Here is a 15,877-nt window from a genome sequence, read left to right on the forward strand (position 1 = left end):
GTTATCCCTCCAAATATCCCAATGTATCTAAAGCTTCCTCAATCTCTGTTTGTGTGACAGTAGCGGCACCTAACTTACCCACAACGATACCGGCACTGACATTAGAAATAAGAGCTGCATCCGCAATTGACATTCCTGTAGCGACAAAGGCAGTGTATGTGGTTATCACGGTATCTCCAGCACCCGTCACATCAAATACCTCTTTGGCAACAGTCGGGATATGGTAAAAGGAATCTGTTTTTCTTTCATAAATAGACATTCCTTTTTCACCCCGAGTGATCATCATCGCATCGGGTGTGAGTTTTTCCGAGATCTCCCGACAAGCCCTTTCGATTTCAGAATCAGTCATTAGTTTTCTCGACAATGCTTTTCCCGCTTCATGGTGGTTCGGGGTCATGATATGTATATTTTTATATAAGAAAAAATGACTGACTTGCGGATCCACCGTCACAATTTTTTTCTCTCGATTACAAATGGCGATCACCGACTGAATCAGTGATGGAGTCAGGTATCCTTTATCATAATCCGATAATATCACAGCGGAACATTCTTTTAATTTCGATTCAAATTGTTTTAGGATCAAATCTTCTTCTTCCCGGGAAAGAGGAACTACTTCCTCTCTGTCCACCCGACAAATCTGTTGGTGGGTAGCGATGATCCTTGTTTTTAAAATGGTAGGGAGAGTATTGGATTTTAATAGTACCAAATCTTCTTTTGAAACCGAACTGGCAAGGAGTAACCCTTCTAATGAATCACCCGCTTTATCGTTTCCAATCCGGCCAAAAACAGAACCTGCAACGCCGAGAGAAAATAAATTCTGTACTACGTTTCCCGATCCACCTAAGGATTGTTTTTCGTTTCGAACCCAAACCACTGGAACTGGTGCTTCAGGAGAAATTCGTTCGACTGTGCCAATCAAATATTCATCCAAAATCAAATCTCCGATCACAAGCACTTTGATTTTGCCTAAATCCTCGAAAGATTTACGAAGTGAAGTTTTCTTTATTTTCAACAAAGCCAGATCCTTGAATTGGTTTACAACTAAACAGAGAATCTAAAACCTTTCTCTGTGTCAACCTTCCCCTTACCTCTCTTCCCCCTACCAGATGTATTTCTGTTTCCGGGAATGTTTTTGCCTCTCCATATCTTTGAACCTAGGTATCGGATGATGCTCGATTTTTGTATGGAAAACGGTGGAGAACTCGGAATGGCACCCTATCCCCAAAATTGGATTGGTGCTGGACTTCCGCCCATCCCAGAAGTTGTGGGTTACGGGCATATCATCCAAAAAGAATCCTTACCGGATGGGAGATCCAATATCATTTTAGAAGGAATCGGCACTGCTGAGATTGTAAGTTTGGATTCAACAGAACCATTTTATATCGCACAAATTGTGCGTCGGGAACACCAAAGAAACAAAAATGTTTCCGATACTTTAAAAGAAAAAATCGAAGAATTACTTGTTCTCACCAAACGAATCTTACTTGCCGAAGGTGCCGAAGAAGACCTAATCCTTAAAATGAATCAAATTTTGGTTCATCCTTTTCCAGTCGATTTTATCGCCTCACTCATTTACTTCGATTTTAAAACCAAACAAACCATTTTAGAAACCACTCATTTAGAAACCAAAGCTGACCTTCTGAAAACAGTTTTACTTGGTCTTAATTTGAGTGAGTAGAAGGTTTGATTTTCAACTCTGCGACTAAAAATAAAAATTCCGGCAAATCTGTCGGGTTTTCACGAAAAAACACCCTTGGGTTCGTTTCTTTTGAATTCAAATACAAATAACTCGAGTTTTCTTTGCGGATATATGCCCGCTCTAAATAATGGTGAGTTTGAGAATATTGTAAAAAATCTTTCATCAGATCACTAATTGCGATGTCACCTTCGCTTTGTTTGTTGGTTGCAGAAAAGAAAACAGATGTTGTATCTTTTTCTTGCCTCTCCCAATGAAATTCTCGAGTCCAGTGCCCTTTTCCGGTAAACTCAGTGGTAGGAATGATTAAATCAGAAACCAGGTTAGGAATAAATTCTTGCGATTCCCAAGGGACCCCTTTTCCCAAAAAATTTACTTTGGCTAAGTATGTTTTCCAATGTTTGGAAAACCCTCTGACCTGGAGTTTAGGTAAGGACAAACTTTCCCGTAAAAAACCTCGTAAGGTCAAAAATCCTAAAAATCCCAAATGGACTTGGGTCACAGATTGAAAGTCCCAAACTTCTTCCTGTTTCAGCGGAGATAAAAACAGAGAATCCATCGCATAAAAGTCCTGGTGTTGGTAGGGGTAAAAAACGCCTGTAGAAGAGGAAACTAAAGAGCCGTCCGATCGATTCACAATTAGAGTATCGACGGGAAGAGAAAAAGGGAAGAGGAAAAACCGCCCGGAATCTCGCGGGCGGTATAAATTTAAATCGTCTTAATCACCAGCATACAAAGCAGCGATTTTATCTTTGTATTTTTCTGTAATCAGATGTCGTTTCATTTTGAATAGGTTTGTTAATTCATCACCCACCTCAAAGGATTTGGTAATGAGAATAAAAGGGGTAACCTGTTCAAAGGATTTAAATCCAGTTTTGGTATTGTTAAGGGCTTTGATTTCTTTTTTGTAGAAATCGAGAACCTTTGGATTTTCAATGAGTTTCTGTTTGTCAGTCTCAGAAATTCCGTTTTCTTTTGCCCACTCAGTTAACTTATCAAAATCAGGAACGACAAGCGCTCCCAAATTCTTTTGGTCCTGCCCAATTACCATAACTTGTGCAATATAAGGAGACTCCGTCAATTTATCTTCGATTGGAACCGGCTCTACGTTTTCCCCACCGAGGAGAACGACAGTATCTTTCGCACGACCAGTAATGGTGAGGGTCTTCTTGAAATTAAACATTCCAATATCTCCCGTATCCATCCAGCCATCTTTAAGAACCTTAGCAGTCGTTTCTGGATTTTTATAATAACCTTTCATCACTTGTGGTCCGCGGATGTGGATGACCCCACGTGCCCCATATTTACCAGAAATGAGTTTTTGGTTGGCATCCACATGTGTGAGAACCTTTCCTAAATCATCACGAATTTGGACCGAAGTCTCAGGAGTGATGACTCCAACAGAACCTTGGACTAACTTTTTAAAAGTTCGAACAGAGATGACCGGAGACGTTTCCGTCATTCCGTATCCTTCCAAAACATTGATTCCAATATCGTTGAAAAATGCATCCACATGTCTTTGGAGAGCTCCACCACCAGAAACGGAAGCCTTGAGTTCCCCACCAGTCGCCTCACGGATTTTTGAAAGAACCACTAAATCCAATAGGAAGTATGGAACGGCCAAAATGATAGCAACAGTTAAATAGTAGAAACCTTTGAAAAGAGAAACAATGGGATTTCTTCCCACGTAATCCACCTGGTTTCCTTTTAAAAACCTTGTCGCTGCATTAAAATGTTTCGAGAAAAAATAAGCCAAGTTGAACAAACCACGGCGGAGAGCTGGTGTTTGTTTTGGATCATTGATTCTAGTGTAAATTCCGTTGTAGATACTTTCCCAAAGTCTAGGGGCAGATGCCATAAAAGTAGGTTTAGCCTTTTTCATGTCATCACGTAAGTCACGAACATTGGTGTAGTATGTGGCACAACCGGCGGCAATGGCTAAGTATTCAAAAACTCTTTCAAATACGTGCCATACAGGGAGGATAGACAACATTCTTTCATCTTGTTTGATTTCGATCATACTTCCTAAAATGACAGATGTTTGGTGGATCATGTTGCTATGTTTCAACATAACACCTTTTGGCATCCCTGTCGTTCCAGAAGTGTAAATGATTGTAAAGAGATCATCAGGAGCAATAGCTTTCATTCGCTCTTCTGCTTTTTTAGAACCTTTTGCACGAAGTTCTTTTCCCTTTTCAATTAGATCATAAAGTTTTAAAACACCTGTGGCTGTGGATTTTTTATCCATAACGATGAGTGTTTTTGCAAATTCTAATTGAGAGCGGTTCTTTTGGAATTTCTCGAGCATTTTATCATTCTCAAGAAAAATTACCTTTGCTTCACAATGATTTAGAATATAAGCAATTTCTGAATCGGTAATGTCTGTTCCGCGAGGAACATCTGCTGCACCGGCCATGAGTATCCCATAATCGGAAACAATCCACTCCAATCGGTTATCGGCAAGCAAGGCAACATTTTCCTTAGCAGCGACACCCAAATCAATGAGAGCTTCTGCTAAGTTGATACCAAGATCATATACTTCTTTAAAAGTGACGGGTTGATAGGACTTCGATTCGTCCTTACTAACGAACGCGGGGCGGTTCCCAAATTTTTCAGCACTCTGCTGGAAGAGTTCGGGCAAATTGGCTGGCATTATTCTGACTCCTTTCTCAAAAGAAAACGTAAAAAGGTATCTTTAAGGGACTTTTTTAACGAACATGAGTCAAGACATTTTCAATCTTGTCATTGAATTCAAGGGAAAATCAAAATGTTGTTTCGCATTGCACAATTATGGCAGATCAGAGTTTGCCCAAACATGCGAGCGAATGACAAGTCCAGAAAGGTCAGACCCAACCAATCCATACTGCCGATACACGATTTTTCCTGACCGATCAAAGACAAGGAGGCAAGGAATCCCATCTACATGATAAAAATCTGTCATTTTCCAGTCTTTATCGAGTAAGGTGGGGTAACTCATCTTCAATCGTTCCATGTCTTTTTTAATTTTTTCAACAGGCTCTGTCGTATCAGTGTTAATTCCGCGAAAGACAAAGTCCTTTTCCGAAACAGAAGATTTCCACTTGTTGATTGTTGGCACTGCCTTAGCACAAGGCTCACACCAAGTCGCCCAAAAATCTAAGACAACAACCTTCCCTTTCCAATCCTCCATTCGTTCAGATCCACCTTGGACTCCGAGCAGTGACTCAGGATAAAAATCGCTCGGTTCTCCTTGTGGTTTACAAAAAAGAAGAGAAAGAAGAATCATTAGATAAAAACTGGATTTAACGTGTCGCAAAGTTTGGGTCATACTATTTGAATTCATTGATTTACAATTACTTCTCCAACTTAGACGAATGGAATGATTACGTAAAGGGAAACTGGACTGGGAAAGGAATTTCTATGATTCCTTCAACCGTTCAACCCTATGAAACTGGAGATGAAACAACCGTTACTTGGAAAGCAAATTCCAAAGAAATCAGAGCTCATTTCAAACGTGGAAAATCTGAATTTTCGTTTGTTTGGATTCTAGAATCGGAAGTGCTTTGTGACCGAGTCAAGTTGGTTGCAAAAGATGCAGACTGGGAGTGTGAAATCCAAGCCATGACGAAAGATCGGTTTCATTTGCACGTCCTCCCCCAATCAGACAAATCTAAAATTCTTTATTCTGGAGTAGTCACAAAAAAGACAGGCTTATTCTCCTTCTTCTAAAACCTTTCTAAAAACTTCCTCTGTAATCTTGGCCGCGTTTTCCCAAGTAAATTCAGAAATAGATACTTCTTGTAATTTCGGATTTTCAAAATACCTTTTGATAGTTTCGGCCCAAAGTTTTGCGTCTTCTTTGGTCTGGTATGGAAGATAGGTAACCCCATCCTTCCCAATTTCATGAAAGGTGGGAATATCAGAAACCACACAATTTAACCCGTGAAATATAGCTTCTACCATGGGAATCCCGAACCCTTCGTATTTGCTGGCAAAAGCAAATAAACCGGCTCTTTTGTATAAATGCTGTAATTCAGAATCAGAAACAGAATCCAAAATATGAATGTCTTTGTACAAACTTCGTTCTTGTAATAATTCTTCGATAAACTCTGGTGTTTCCCATCCAATTTTTCCCACAATCACCCATGGCCTGTAATGATGTGGTTCTGCCTTACGATATTCTCGAAACACCTCAAGTAAAAATGGATAGTTTTTTCTTGGTTCGATTGTGGAAACTGATAATAGATAATCCGTTCCCAAATCTTTTACTCGGTTGGAAATTTTCGTTTCTAAATGTTTTGTCATCTCAGTCGGATTCACACCTGGATAGGAAACACCTGTTTGGTCCAGGGGATAACCAAATTTCCGACACATATCATTGCTTGTTTGTTTAGAAATAGACAGGATAAAACTTGATCGCTTAACAGAGTATCGTTGAAACAATCTTTGTTGGACTTTTGCTATCCAACGCATAGTTTCGGGATACAAATACAAAACCAAATCACAATATGTAAGAACCGCTTTTAATGAACTTGGCAGAAATGGCGGTAAAACTTGTTGTGATCCCCAAAAAAGATCTAATCGATGTTTCAACAAATAAAACGGAATGTATAGATTATAATACAAACCACCTTTCCATTTCAAAAAACCTCCACCATTCACCCAAGTAATATTTGGCAAAGCCAATACTGCTTTGTGGTCTTCATGGATGGGTAAATGAGAGAATAAAAAAAAGTCGTATTCTTCTTTGTGTGGGAAGGCTTTTAATGTCTCCGCAATTAGTCTTCCCACTCCAGAAACTCGAGTAGAAAGAGGCCTCGCATCAAGGCCAATTCGTTTGGTTTTTACCATCGTTCTTTTACCTTGAGAGACAATTGGTGGATATCAATTTTGGATTCTAAATATTGCACAGCAGTTTTTTTACCGGCAACCAATCCGTAAGATAGGGTATTGGACTGGTTAAAATGATATCCTTTATCTTTTAGAGGAAATGAAGTGAAATTCTCTTCATCCAAAAGAGCAATGCCCCCGCAAATGTCCCATTCATTTTTAGGTTTTAAGGAAACAATTAAGTCTATAAAACCAGCAGATAAAAGTCCCAATTTGTAAGCGATGCTTCCCATAGATCGGATTTCAAAGTCTTCATTCCAAAAAGAATCGGAAAACAGTCCTTCCTTCATTTCTGATAACGACACAAGTAATACTGGTTTACTAGATACAGGTTTCAATTCTTCTAACGGATGCAATACGGACCCACTCTCCACTACAAGGGTTCTGAAATTTTCTTCTGTAGAAAATGGGTGTTGTAATTTTGCAAAAAAAGTATTTCTTATTTTGGAAAAAAATTCTCCGGTTGCTGGATTAAAAATCACTCCCCAAACCGCTTCTCCGTTACGGACAAGGCCCAAACTCAAAGCAAACTGATCATTTTTTTTTACAAATTCACGAGTGCCGTCGATAGGATCTAAAATCCAAACCCATTCCTTATCCAAACGTCTGTTTGTATCTGTTTTTTCTTCGGATAAAAATCCGTGGTTAGGAAAACGTAAAGAGATTCGTTCAAAAAGAAACTCACTTGCAAACAAATCAGCCTCGGTGACAGGGTCGTTGCCACCTTTATCGCGAATTTGGAAATCAGATTTATAAATGGATAAAATGGAATCTCCAACAGATAATACCCACCGCCAAACTTCCTGAAAATCTTTTTCTTCCATTCCGTCCTGATAATTAATCTTAATTCTTTTTTTCTTCTTTATGAGCGTTTGAACCTAAATCCAAACCTTCCGGTTTTTCAAGCACAATCTCTTCCGAAGGAGAAGTAACATAAGTTTCTGGATCAACCGGGAATTGGTATTGGAAATAATAGTTTTTATATTTAACAAAAAAAGTATTTGTTCCATCCGGTCTTTCCGTTTGTAAATCCTGAAACTTAAGGTCTTTTAACTCCTTTTTTGGATTTGCAAGACGTTTAGAAAGAGTACTTCGAACTGAACTCACCATATTGGATTCAAAATTCTTTCTTTTTTGTTCGTCTGTTAATTTTGGATTCCGAAGGAAATCTTCTAACTTAGTAAACTCTTCCGCCAAACCAGAGTTCTGCTGTGCATTTACTAATGCTAATGGAAACAATACAATTATACTTAAAGCCAAAAATCGGTTCATAGCCATTCCTCTTCTAGTTCATGAAATTATCTCTAATGGTGTGTATGCCAATAAGAATTTTTTATCCAAATGAGATCCAAATCGAACTTCTACTTTTCGATTGTCCCCCGACCCCGAGATGGTTAAAATACGACCTTCTCCATAAACTTTATGCCGCACTTTGGTTCCAACCTGAAAATCACCATCGCCAGACTTTGCTAGTACAGTTTCAAATTTCTCTTCTGACTTCTGAAATCTTTCGGCTTTGGGTGAAAACTCTGGTCTCCTGACACCGAAACGATTTTCAGTGAATTCTCCCTCAATGAATTGGTTTGGTAGTTCTTCCAAAAATTGAGAAGGCAATCGTGCTTCTACTTCACCAAACTTTCGAGTGAACCGAGAAAAACTAATTTCTAAATTTTTACGTGCCCGAGTAATTGCTACATAAGCAAGTCTTCTTTCTTCCTCCAAACCATCTGCTGAGTCAATGGATAGAAAATGTGGAAAAGTTCCCTCTTCCATCCCTGCCATAAATACATGTTGAAATTCCAGACCTTTTGCATTATGAACAGTCATTAAGATGACATAGTCAGGCAAATCTTTTGTGTTCTCTTCACTGGTTATGAGAGATATATTTCCAAGATATTCTTCAAGTGTTGCTTCAGGATTATTTTCTTCAAATTCCTTCAATGCATTCACAAATTCGTTTAAATTTGATAACCTAGAAAAGGAATCTTCAGTACCTTCATTTTCTAAAAACTCACGATAACCTGAATGTTCTAAAACATCATAAGCAATTTCAGAAGGAGTTTTTTTCCCTAAATCTTCCATCGCAGAATCAAACATCCTATATAAGGAAGATAACTTTTGCGAAGTTCCTTTTTTGATTTCAGGTACAGGTTTCCCCAAACACTCAAATAAAGAAAGACCTTCACTCACGGAATAGGATAATAAACGATTCACTGTTGTATCACCGATACCGCGCGGTGGCGAGTTGATGATTCGAAGAAGGGAGGTGGAATCTACTGGATTTACAACTACAGAAAGATATGCGATCAAATCCTTTACTTCTTTTCTGTCAAAAAAACGAAACCCACCAAAAATTTTATATGGGATTGCTTTTTTTCTCAATGCTTCTTCAAAATAACGAGATTGCGAATTGGTTCGATAAAACACTGCAAAGTTCGAATATTTTTGTCCCCGTCTAGCATTTGCCTGAATTTTTTGTACGATCCCTTCTGCTTCTTCAATCTCGTTCTGGTAGGAAGTAAGTTTGATTTTATCTCCTGAGGGATTTTCCGTTCTTAACGTTTTATTTGTTCTTTGTTTATTATTAGAAATTAAAGCTGCAGCCGTTTCAATAATCGTTTTTGTAGAACGATAGTTTTCTTCTAATTTAACAACAACTGCTTCCGGGTAATCCTTCTTGAAATTTAGAATATTCGAAATATCTGCACCACGCCAAGAATAGATTGATTGGTCATCATCGCCTACTACACAGAGGTTTTTGTGAAAAGAGGAAAGAGACTGTACCAAATGATACTGAATTTTATTGGTATCTTGGTATTCATCAACCATGATGTATTTCCATAACCTTTGGTATTTTTCCAAAATAACGGGGAAATCACGAAATAAAATGACTGTTTTTAAGATCAAATCACCAAAATCCAAAGCATTCCGTAAATTTTTTCTTTTTTCATATTCTAAAAAGACAGAGGCAATTGTTTTAGTATAAGAATCATCTGCTTTTTTTTTGGCATACTCTTCTGCTGTCATAAAAGAATCTTTTGCCGATGAAAAAATATTAGCAAGACTAGAAGGACGAAACTCCTTAGTGTCCATATCTTTTGACTTTAAGATTTCTTTAATGAGAGACTCTTGCATATCACTGTCATAAACAGTAAAATTGTTCCCAAGTCCCAAAACTTTTCCTTCCCGACGTAGCAAATACAAACAAAGAGAATGGAAGGTACGAACGAATGGTTCTGCATTCCCTTCAGGTAATAAACTTCGGCAACGACTGCGCATTTCCTCAGCAGCCTTATTTGTAAAAGTAACGGCAAGAATTTGATTCGGATAAACCTTATGATTGAGAATGAGGTTGGCTATTCGGTAAGTAATTACCCTGGTTTTACCTGAACCTGCACCCGCAAGAATCAGGAGAGGTCCATCAACTGTTTCAACAGCTTTTTTCTGTTCGGAATTAAGCCCAACTAACTCCACTTAGAATCGCATATCTCCAATACCAAAAACGAACTGAAAACTATTATTGTCCGGATATAGACCAAACGGCCTATCTTCCACACCAGTATAACGAATTCTTTGCGCAAAATACAAACGAAGTGGCAATACAGGAATTTGAATCCTTAATCCGAATCCCCATGAAAATCGGAAGTTTGACATGGAAAGGTTTTTACTAGAAAGAACCAAATTACCAGGATCGTTGACAACAAGAGGTGAGTCCGGAAGTTTTTGTCCATAGGAATTATAATTTTCATACAGGTACGTTTCAACAGGTTCTTTTGAGCGTTGTGCCTGAACTAATGAATCATAGTTTTTGAAGAACTCTTTTCTTTCTCCCACAGCACGATTAATTTGTTCATACATTGCACCAGCATCAAAGAAAACAACAAACCAAAGTAACGAAGGTTCGATCGGGAATCGCATTTCAGAAGTAAATAAAACCCGACTGGAAGCACCATCCTTCCATTCATCAGGATAATATTTATCATCAAAAAACCAACCACGAAGTGATTCATACCCTCCAAGAAACAATCGGTCTTGGACCTGTATATATGGGATCCGTTCTTTATCTTGATTTTTATACTTTGGAGTTCTTTCAAATGTAAACACAGAAGAGGTTCTAAATTGTTGGACCACCCGCCATCGCCTAAGTGCATTTTTGCGAATGAGGCCAAAAAAAGTATAATCAAACCAAGTATGATAATATTCTAAAATTGGACTGAACTGATCGAAATGACTTTCTCCCCCGAGGAATTGACCAACATTATCCACGGAAAAAATTAAGTTAAAACCTTGTGTGGAGTTAAAAACGTTATCGCGACTATCATAGGCAATACCGTTGGTTAACTGAGATCGAAATTGCCAACCACGATCCACTTCTGCTAAAACTTGATCCGATACAAGTGAGGTTGGCCTAGTTGATGCAAAAAAAGACGGGGAATAACGATGGAAGTGAGTCCAGTTAATGAGAAACCTATGCCCAAGTCCCGCACTCACTCCCACACCAGAACGTTCATAGGAAGCAACTTCTTTAATCCCTTGGTTGTTGTTTTCTGTAATGGAAGTCGCTCCCACATATAAAGTTCTAGATGAATAAAAAGCAGAAAGAGTCAGCGACCAAGGTTTGTCCATAAACCAAGGTTCCGTCCAAGATATTTGCAAATAACGTCGAATTGGACCAAACTCTACCCGACCAGTGATTTGTTGTCCTGAACCATTTAAGTTATTTTCACCTAATTGAGTAAAGATAGAGAATCCAGTAATCGTTCCGTATCCTCCTCCCATTGAAACTGTTCCTGTGGGTTGTTCCACAAGTTCAATAATGAGGTTCATTTTAGTTTCATCGGAACCCGGTCTCATGTTAAAGTTAACTTCTTTAAAATAACCTAAGTTAAAGATACGTTCTCTGGAACGATTGACAAGGGTGGAGTTAAAAAGGTCACCAGGTTTAAAAAGAAGTTCTCTGCGAACCACGCGATCCTGTGTTTTTTTATTTCCTTTGATAATGATGTTTTCAATGAAAGCTAAGTTGTTTTCACGAATCGTAAAGTCGACATGGATGAACTTTTTGCCTCGTAACTTTGGCTCATCTTCATAGATTTTTCTTAATTTCGCTACATTTAGGCGACTGTATTCCTCATTACAATCAAGTGCTGCATCTGAACTTCCACGTTTATCACAGTTTTCATATCTTGACAAAGACCCATCGCTTAACTCAATTACCTTTCTCCGAGGTATTACCTGCGCAAATAAATACCCTTTAGCCGAATAGGCTTCATTAATGGAAGCCCTATCTTTTTGGAACTTTGTTTCATCAAAAACTTCACCCACATCAGCTGGCGCAAATTCAAATTGGTCTTCTAAATACTTCACAGGGTATACTGGAGCCCATTCTTCTTTTGGAGTTCCAATCGGATTATTCTCTTTGTTTAAAAATTGGGGCATTCCATTGGGAGCAATTGTCATATCATGACTTGTGGAATACCCGTTATAGAAGTATTGTTCTCCTTCAATTATCTTAAAGTTAACAATCACTACACGTTTGTCTTTTTTCTGAGGATTTTCCCAACGAATTTCCCAGTTGGTTCCTTCGTTACTAAGTTCCGCATCAACATAACCTCTTGATTTTAGATAAGCAGAAATTTTCTGTTTATCAGATTCAAAGGCTGATTCTTTAAATACACCTGATTCAATTATCCCACTTTCTTTCAAATCCATGATACCTTGGATATCGTAGGTATCAATTTCGCTATTTCCAAAGATATTAATTTTACTGACCGGGATTTCTTCACCTTCATCAATAATGAATTTCACCTTTACCGTGTTTGTTTCAGGATTTACTGGTTCTGTTTCAAAACGTACATATGCTAAAAAGAAACCTTCATCCCGGTATTTTTTCAAAATTACCTCTTTGGATAGAGTCACTTTTTTCGGAGTGATCACCTCGTTTTCTTTTAGCGGAATTTTATCACGTAAATCAGAAGGAAATACTTCATCAGCACCGATAAAGTCAATGTCCTTTACACGAGGTCGTTCTTTTACAACAACAAGGATTTTAACTCCTTCTCCGTCAGCCTCACCTTGGATGTCGATATGATAAAAGAACCCGGAAACAAAAAGAGCACGCATGTCTGCGTTTAAAAGACCTTGCGACAATTGCATCCCAGGGCGCATGTCCATTAAATCCAAAATGTCATCGGAAGAAGTATTGATATTCCCCTTAAACTCAATCTTGGTGATGACTTTATCTATAAATACTGAGCGGTTCGACCAAAGGGAAACCCACTCTGCCGAAACTAGTAAAAGGAGAGATAAAACAAAAAAACTAATAAATTTTATTTTCTTTCGAATATTCAAAAAATCACTTAGATGTGCCTTTTACCATAGCAAGATTAAAGCGACTAACACCCGCAGCATTCACTGCATCGATTACCTTAACCACAACCTGGTAAGACGCACCACCATCTCCACGAATAATGACTTTATTTTTTTTAGGGTCTCTTTCCTTTTCAGGACCTAGGAAACCATTGATTTTTTCAGTTAGTCCCTCAAGTGGAACTGGTTCCGAATTTTGATCCAAATAAATTTTCCCTTGTTTGTCTACAGTGATGACAAGTTCATCTTTTTGTTTTTCTTTAGCCACACTGGATGAACGAGGTAATTCTACTTTCAATGCAGTGTTTTTTTCTAAAGTTGCATTCATCAAAAAGTAAATCACTATAAAGGAAATAACATCGATAAGCGGTGCAAGTTCGATGTTATTAAATGATTTTTGCGTTTTGCGAAATTTCATTTAGGTTTATCGTTTGTTTAGGTGAGGTAACACCAAATCTGTTACGTTTTCCATTTCTGTGATTCTTTCCTCTTTCATTCGAGAGAAAAGATTATAAAAAATGTAAGCAGGAATCGCAATTCCAAGTCCCATCGCCGTCGTAATCAAAGCTTCAGAAATACCAACTTCTGCACCTTGGGTTCCAGCTCCTTCGGCAAAGGACCGAACAATTCCAATGACCGTTCCAAGAACTCCGAGTAATGGTGCAATGGTGGCAATGGTTCCAAGACCAGTTAAATAACGTTCCATCAAATAAATTTGTCTGAAACCTTCTTGGCGAATGTCTTCTTCCCAGAACTGAACCCCTCGACGTTTAAGATCAAATGCCATACGCAAGAGAACTGCAGCCGGTGATTGAACATCTTGGCCCAAAACATCCTTTGCTTCGTCCCATTTTTGTTCACGAGCCAATTCCCTAACACGTCGGAAATGGTCTTGTGGGATCGCTTTTAATCTCCAATAGTAAACAAGTCGTTCCACGATGATGGTGAAACCGACAATAGAAACGAAGATGATTAAAATGGGTATGGTCTGTGGTGGAACCGAGGAAATGATTGAATCTGATTTAGCGAAAGGAAAAAACATGAATGAGACCCCATTGAAGGATTACGAATAGAGTTTTCAGTCTTCCCTTTTTCGCCAAATACTATTTTTAGACGGCTAACCTGCTTTTTTCATCAAAAGATCTGTAGCCGCTTTCAAGACTGCTGATGTCACTTGTTTGCCGCCAATCATACGTGCGAGCTCCCTTTTTCGTTCTTCAAAATCCAAAACAGAAGCAGAAGAGACCGTTCGACCACCTTCTTGACGTTTTTCGATCTTAATTTGGTGGTCCCCTGAAGCTGCTACCTGTTGGGTGTGCGTAATCAGAAGAATTTGAGAGTTCTTTGCTAGTTTTTTGAGCTTTACTGCCATTGCTTCTGCCGCTTCCCCACCAAGACCAGTGTCAACCTCGTCAAGTACCAACATCTGGGGCGAAGGTGCCTGTTTTCCGAGAACACTCCGAAGGGCCAGCATGACCCGAGACAATTCTCCCCCAGAAGCCACTTTTCGTAGGGGTCTTGGCTTTTCGCCTGGATTGGCACTAAAGTAAAACTCAATTTGGTCAAGTCCTGACTCTGAAAGGAAATAAGACTTAGAGCCCTCTTCCACTTCTCCCTCAGGATTCTCTTCCCAACGAAGGACGACTTGGAGTTTTCCACCTTCCAGTCCTAAATCCACCATTTCCTTTTGGACTTCTTCTTCAAACTGGGAAATGACATTACGACGTAACTTAGACAATTGAAATCCAAGTTCCTTCATCTCGTTTAAACATTGGTCCTTTTTGATTCGTAAAAAATCTTCGTCGCCAGCCTGTTCATTCCAACGTTCGAGTTCTGATTTTTTTTCTTCGAGAAGAAGATTGATTTCCGCTAAACTAACATTGTATTTTTTCTTCAATTTTTTAATATCTTGTAGTCTGGACTGCACCATATCCAATCTTTCGGGACTAAAAAATAACTCTTCTTCTTCTTCACGAATGACAGACTTAAGCGATTTTAATCTGTCATAGACTTCTTCCCATTCTTCTAACATTTCCTTTTTTTCAGGAATTAAAATGGAAATTTTTTGAATGGCATGAATGAGGGTGGGGAAAACTTTTAAAATCGAATTCTCTTTTTCAGTCAATTCCTCTAACACCAAACGGTAGTTTTCTGCAAGTTTTTCACCATTTGCCAAAAGAGATTCTTCTGTTGTTAAACTTTCATCCTCACCTTCTTTTGGAGAAATGGATTCAATCTCTTCAATTTCATATTCCAAAATTTCTTTTCGTTTGATCATGGAACGCCTTGTTTCTTCGAAATCGGTGAGTTTTTGTTTCCAATGGCGGTATTGTTGTAAAGCGGATTTGAATTTAAATTTAAGAGACTCCAAATTGCCAAAACGGTCAAGAAACTCCAATTGGTTTGATTTTTCCAATAAGAAGAGTTGTTCATTTTGGGAATGGATCTCCGCCATGGTTTTTCCAAGTTCTCGTAAATGAGTGGTGGAAGCGAGGCTCTCGCCGATTTTTACTCGTGCCTTTCCATCCTTCATCAGTTCCTTTGTAATGATAATCTCATCTCCCGTATAACGGAAACCTTGCTCCATCAAATAGTCTTTTGCTAAGTTTTGTCCGGTCAAAGAAAGAACAGCCTGCAAAGAATACCGATCCTTTCCTTGCCGGATATTGGCTGTAGAACAACGGCCACCAAACAAAGACGCCAACGCATCGAAAATTAAGGATTTTCCGGCACCAGATTCGCCAGTGAAGACAGAGAGACCATCCGCAAGAGAAAGTTCCAGGGATTCGAAGAGGGCAAAATCTTTAATTTTCAAATGTGTAATCATATAGACTCCTGTTTGCTATACATACAGTTACTACTTAACAAAAATATAGTCAATGAAATTTTTTAGAATTGGGCAAAAAACGAAATTTCTCTCTTTTTCCAATCTGAAACTCTGGT

At 38.6% G+C, this 15,877-nt stretch carries 14 protein-coding genes; 2 read left to right on the forward strand and 12 right to left on the reverse strand.

Annotated elements, in window-relative coordinates; translation table 11 throughout:
• Position 1 precedes the first annotated feature (1 nt).
• Complete coding sequence (gene rfaE1, locus CLV96_RS02765) at positions 2 to 1,015, reverse strand: D-glycero-beta-D-manno-heptose-7-phosphate kinase (RefSeq protein ID WP_420813651.1); 1,014 nt, start codon at positions 1,013 to 1,015, stop codon at positions 2 to 4.
• A 111-nt stretch (positions 1,016 to 1,126) separates the two neighbouring features.
• Between rfaE1 and CLV96_RS02770 the strand changes: the two genes are divergently transcribed.
• Positions 1,127 to 1,678 carry an LON peptidase substrate-binding domain-containing protein gene (locus tag CLV96_RS02770; protein ID WP_243836495.1) on the forward strand — a complete coding sequence of 184 codons (552 nt, stop codon included), beginning with the start codon at positions 1,127 to 1,129 and terminating at the stop codon, positions 1,676 to 1,678.
• On the opposite strand, the gene CLV96_RS02775 is transcribed toward CLV96_RS02770, so the two are convergent.
• The 3 genes from CLV96_RS02775 to CLV96_RS02785 all read right to left on the reverse strand — a co-directional run bounded on the left by CLV96_RS02775 (position 1,662) and on the right by CLV96_RS02785 (position 5,018).
• Positions 1,662 to 2,333: an LIC11631 family protein gene (locus CLV96_RS02775; RefSeq protein WP_004788415.1), complete on the reverse strand. Its 672-nt coding sequence runs from the start codon at positions 2,331 to 2,333 to the stop codon at positions 1,662 to 1,664. The two genes, CLV96_RS02770 and CLV96_RS02775, sit on opposite strands and share 17 nt — an antisense overlap.
• An 81-nt stretch (positions 2,334 to 2,414) precedes the next feature.
• Positions 2,415 to 4,349 carry an AMP-dependent synthetase/ligase gene (locus CLV96_RS02780; RefSeq protein ID WP_004788983.1) on the reverse strand — a complete coding sequence of 645 codons (1,935 nt, stop codon included), beginning with the start codon at positions 4,347 to 4,349 and terminating at the stop codon, positions 2,415 to 2,417.
• 135 nt (positions 4,350 to 4,484) lie between these two features.
• On the reverse strand, positions 4,485 to 5,018 hold the full coding sequence (locus CLV96_RS02785; RefSeq protein WP_004789276.1) for a TlpA family protein disulfide reductase: 534 nt from the start codon (positions 5,016 to 5,018) through the stop codon (positions 4,485 to 4,487).
• Between the two features lie 77 nt (positions 5,019 to 5,095).
• Between CLV96_RS02785 and CLV96_RS02790 the strand changes: the two genes are divergently transcribed.
• Positions 5,096 to 5,404 carry a hypothetical protein gene (locus CLV96_RS02790; RefSeq protein ID WP_004788792.1) on the forward strand — a complete coding sequence of 103 codons (309 nt, stop codon included), beginning with the start codon at positions 5,096 to 5,098 and terminating at the stop codon, positions 5,402 to 5,404.
• Here CLV96_RS02790 and CLV96_RS02795 read toward each other — a convergent pair.
• The 8 genes from CLV96_RS02795 to recN form a co-directional block, all read right to left on the reverse strand.
• Complete coding sequence (locus CLV96_RS02795) at positions 5,387 to 6,526, reverse strand: glycosyltransferase family 4 protein (protein WP_004788748.1); 1,140 nt, start codon at positions 6,524 to 6,526, stop codon at positions 5,387 to 5,389. The genes CLV96_RS02790 and CLV96_RS02795 overlap by 18 nt on opposite strands.
• Positions 6,520 to 7,389 (reverse strand): 3'(2'),5'-bisphosphate nucleotidase CysQ, encoded by an 870-nt coding sequence (locus CLV96_RS02800; RefSeq protein WP_004788714.1) that lies wholly within the window; start codon positions 7,387 to 7,389, stop codon positions 6,520 to 6,522. Before CLV96_RS02800 ends, CLV96_RS02795 begins: the two co-directional genes overlap by 7 nt.
• A 19-nt stretch (positions 7,390 to 7,408) precedes the next feature.
• Positions 7,409 to 7,837, reverse strand: a complete 429-nt coding sequence (locus tag CLV96_RS02805) for an LIC11625 family surface-exposed protein (RefSeq protein WP_004788582.1) — start codon at positions 7,835 to 7,837, stop codon at positions 7,409 to 7,411.
• A gap of 18 nt (positions 7,838 to 7,855) precedes the next feature.
• Positions 7,856 to 10,039 (reverse strand): ATP-dependent helicase, encoded by a 2,184-nt coding sequence (locus tag CLV96_RS02810; protein ID WP_004789126.1) that lies wholly within the window; start codon positions 10,037 to 10,039, stop codon positions 7,856 to 7,858.
• A complete protein-coding gene (locus CLV96_RS02815; protein WP_004789040.1) occupies positions 10,040 to 12,916 on the reverse strand; it encodes a BamA/OMP85 family outer membrane protein in 2,877 nt (958 codons plus the stop codon).
• A 4-nt stretch (positions 12,917 to 12,920) separates the two neighbouring features.
• The gene (locus CLV96_RS02820) at positions 12,921 to 13,352 is read right to left on the reverse strand and encodes an ExbD/TolR family protein (protein ID WP_004788434.1); all 432 of its coding nucleotides are present in this window, start codon (positions 13,350 to 13,352) and stop codon (positions 12,921 to 12,923) included.
• Positions 13,353 to 13,358: 6 nt separating this feature from the next.
• A complete protein-coding gene (locus CLV96_RS02825; RefSeq protein ID WP_040917642.1) occupies positions 13,359 to 13,976 on the reverse strand; it encodes a MotA/TolQ/ExbB proton channel family protein in 618 nt (205 codons plus the stop codon).
• Between the two features lie 75 nt (positions 13,977 to 14,051).
• Entirely contained in the window at positions 14,052 to 15,761 is a 1,710-nt protein-coding gene (recN, locus tag CLV96_RS02830) for a DNA repair protein RecN (RefSeq protein ID WP_004788589.1), read from the reverse strand.
• Between the last annotated feature and the right edge of the window lie 116 nt (positions 15,762 to 15,877).

The organism is Leptospira meyeri (assembly GCF_004368965.1).
Taxonomy (GTDB): domain Bacteria; phylum Spirochaetota; class Leptospiria; order Leptospirales; family Leptospiraceae; genus Leptospira_A; species Leptospira_A meyeri.

Excerpts from the sequence above, each read along its gene's own strand:
- CLV96_RS02770 (WP_243836495.1), top strand. The coding sequence starts at position 1,127 with ATGTTTTTGCCTCTCCATATCTTTGAACCTAGGTATCGGATGATGCTC.
- CLV96_RS02780 (WP_004788983.1), bottom strand. The coding sequence starts at position 4,349 with ATGCCAGCCAATTTGCCCGAACTCTTCCAGCAGAGTGCTGAAAAATTT.
- CLV96_RS02785 (WP_004789276.1), bottom strand. The coding sequence starts at position 5,018 with ATGAATTCAAATAGTATGACCCAAACTTTGCGACACGTTAAATCCAGT.
- CLV96_RS02790 (WP_004788792.1), top strand. The coding sequence starts at position 5,096 with ATGATTCCTTCAACCGTTCAACCCTATGAAACTGGAGATGAAACAACC.
- CLV96_RS02795 (WP_004788748.1), bottom strand. The coding sequence starts at position 6,526 with ATGGTAAAAACCAAACGAATTGGCCTTGATGCGAGGCCTCTTTCTACT.
- CLV96_RS02800 (WP_004788714.1), bottom strand. The coding sequence starts at position 7,389 with ATGGAAGAAAAAGATTTTCAGGAAGTTTGGCGGTGGGTATTATCTGTT.
- CLV96_RS02805 (WP_004788582.1), bottom strand. The coding sequence starts at position 7,837 with ATGAACCGATTTTTGGCTTTAAGTATAATTGTATTGTTTCCATTAGCA.
- CLV96_RS02820 (WP_004788434.1), bottom strand. The coding sequence starts at position 13,352 with ATGAAATTTCGCAAAACGCAAAAATCATTTAATAACATCGAACTTGCA.
- CLV96_RS02825 (WP_040917642.1), bottom strand. The coding sequence starts at position 13,976 with ATGTTTTTTCCTTTCGCTAAATCAGATTCAATCATTTCCTCGGTTCCA.
- recN (WP_004788589.1), bottom strand. The coding sequence starts at position 15,761 with ATGATTACACATTTGAAAATTAAAGATTTTGCCCTCTTCGAATCCCTG.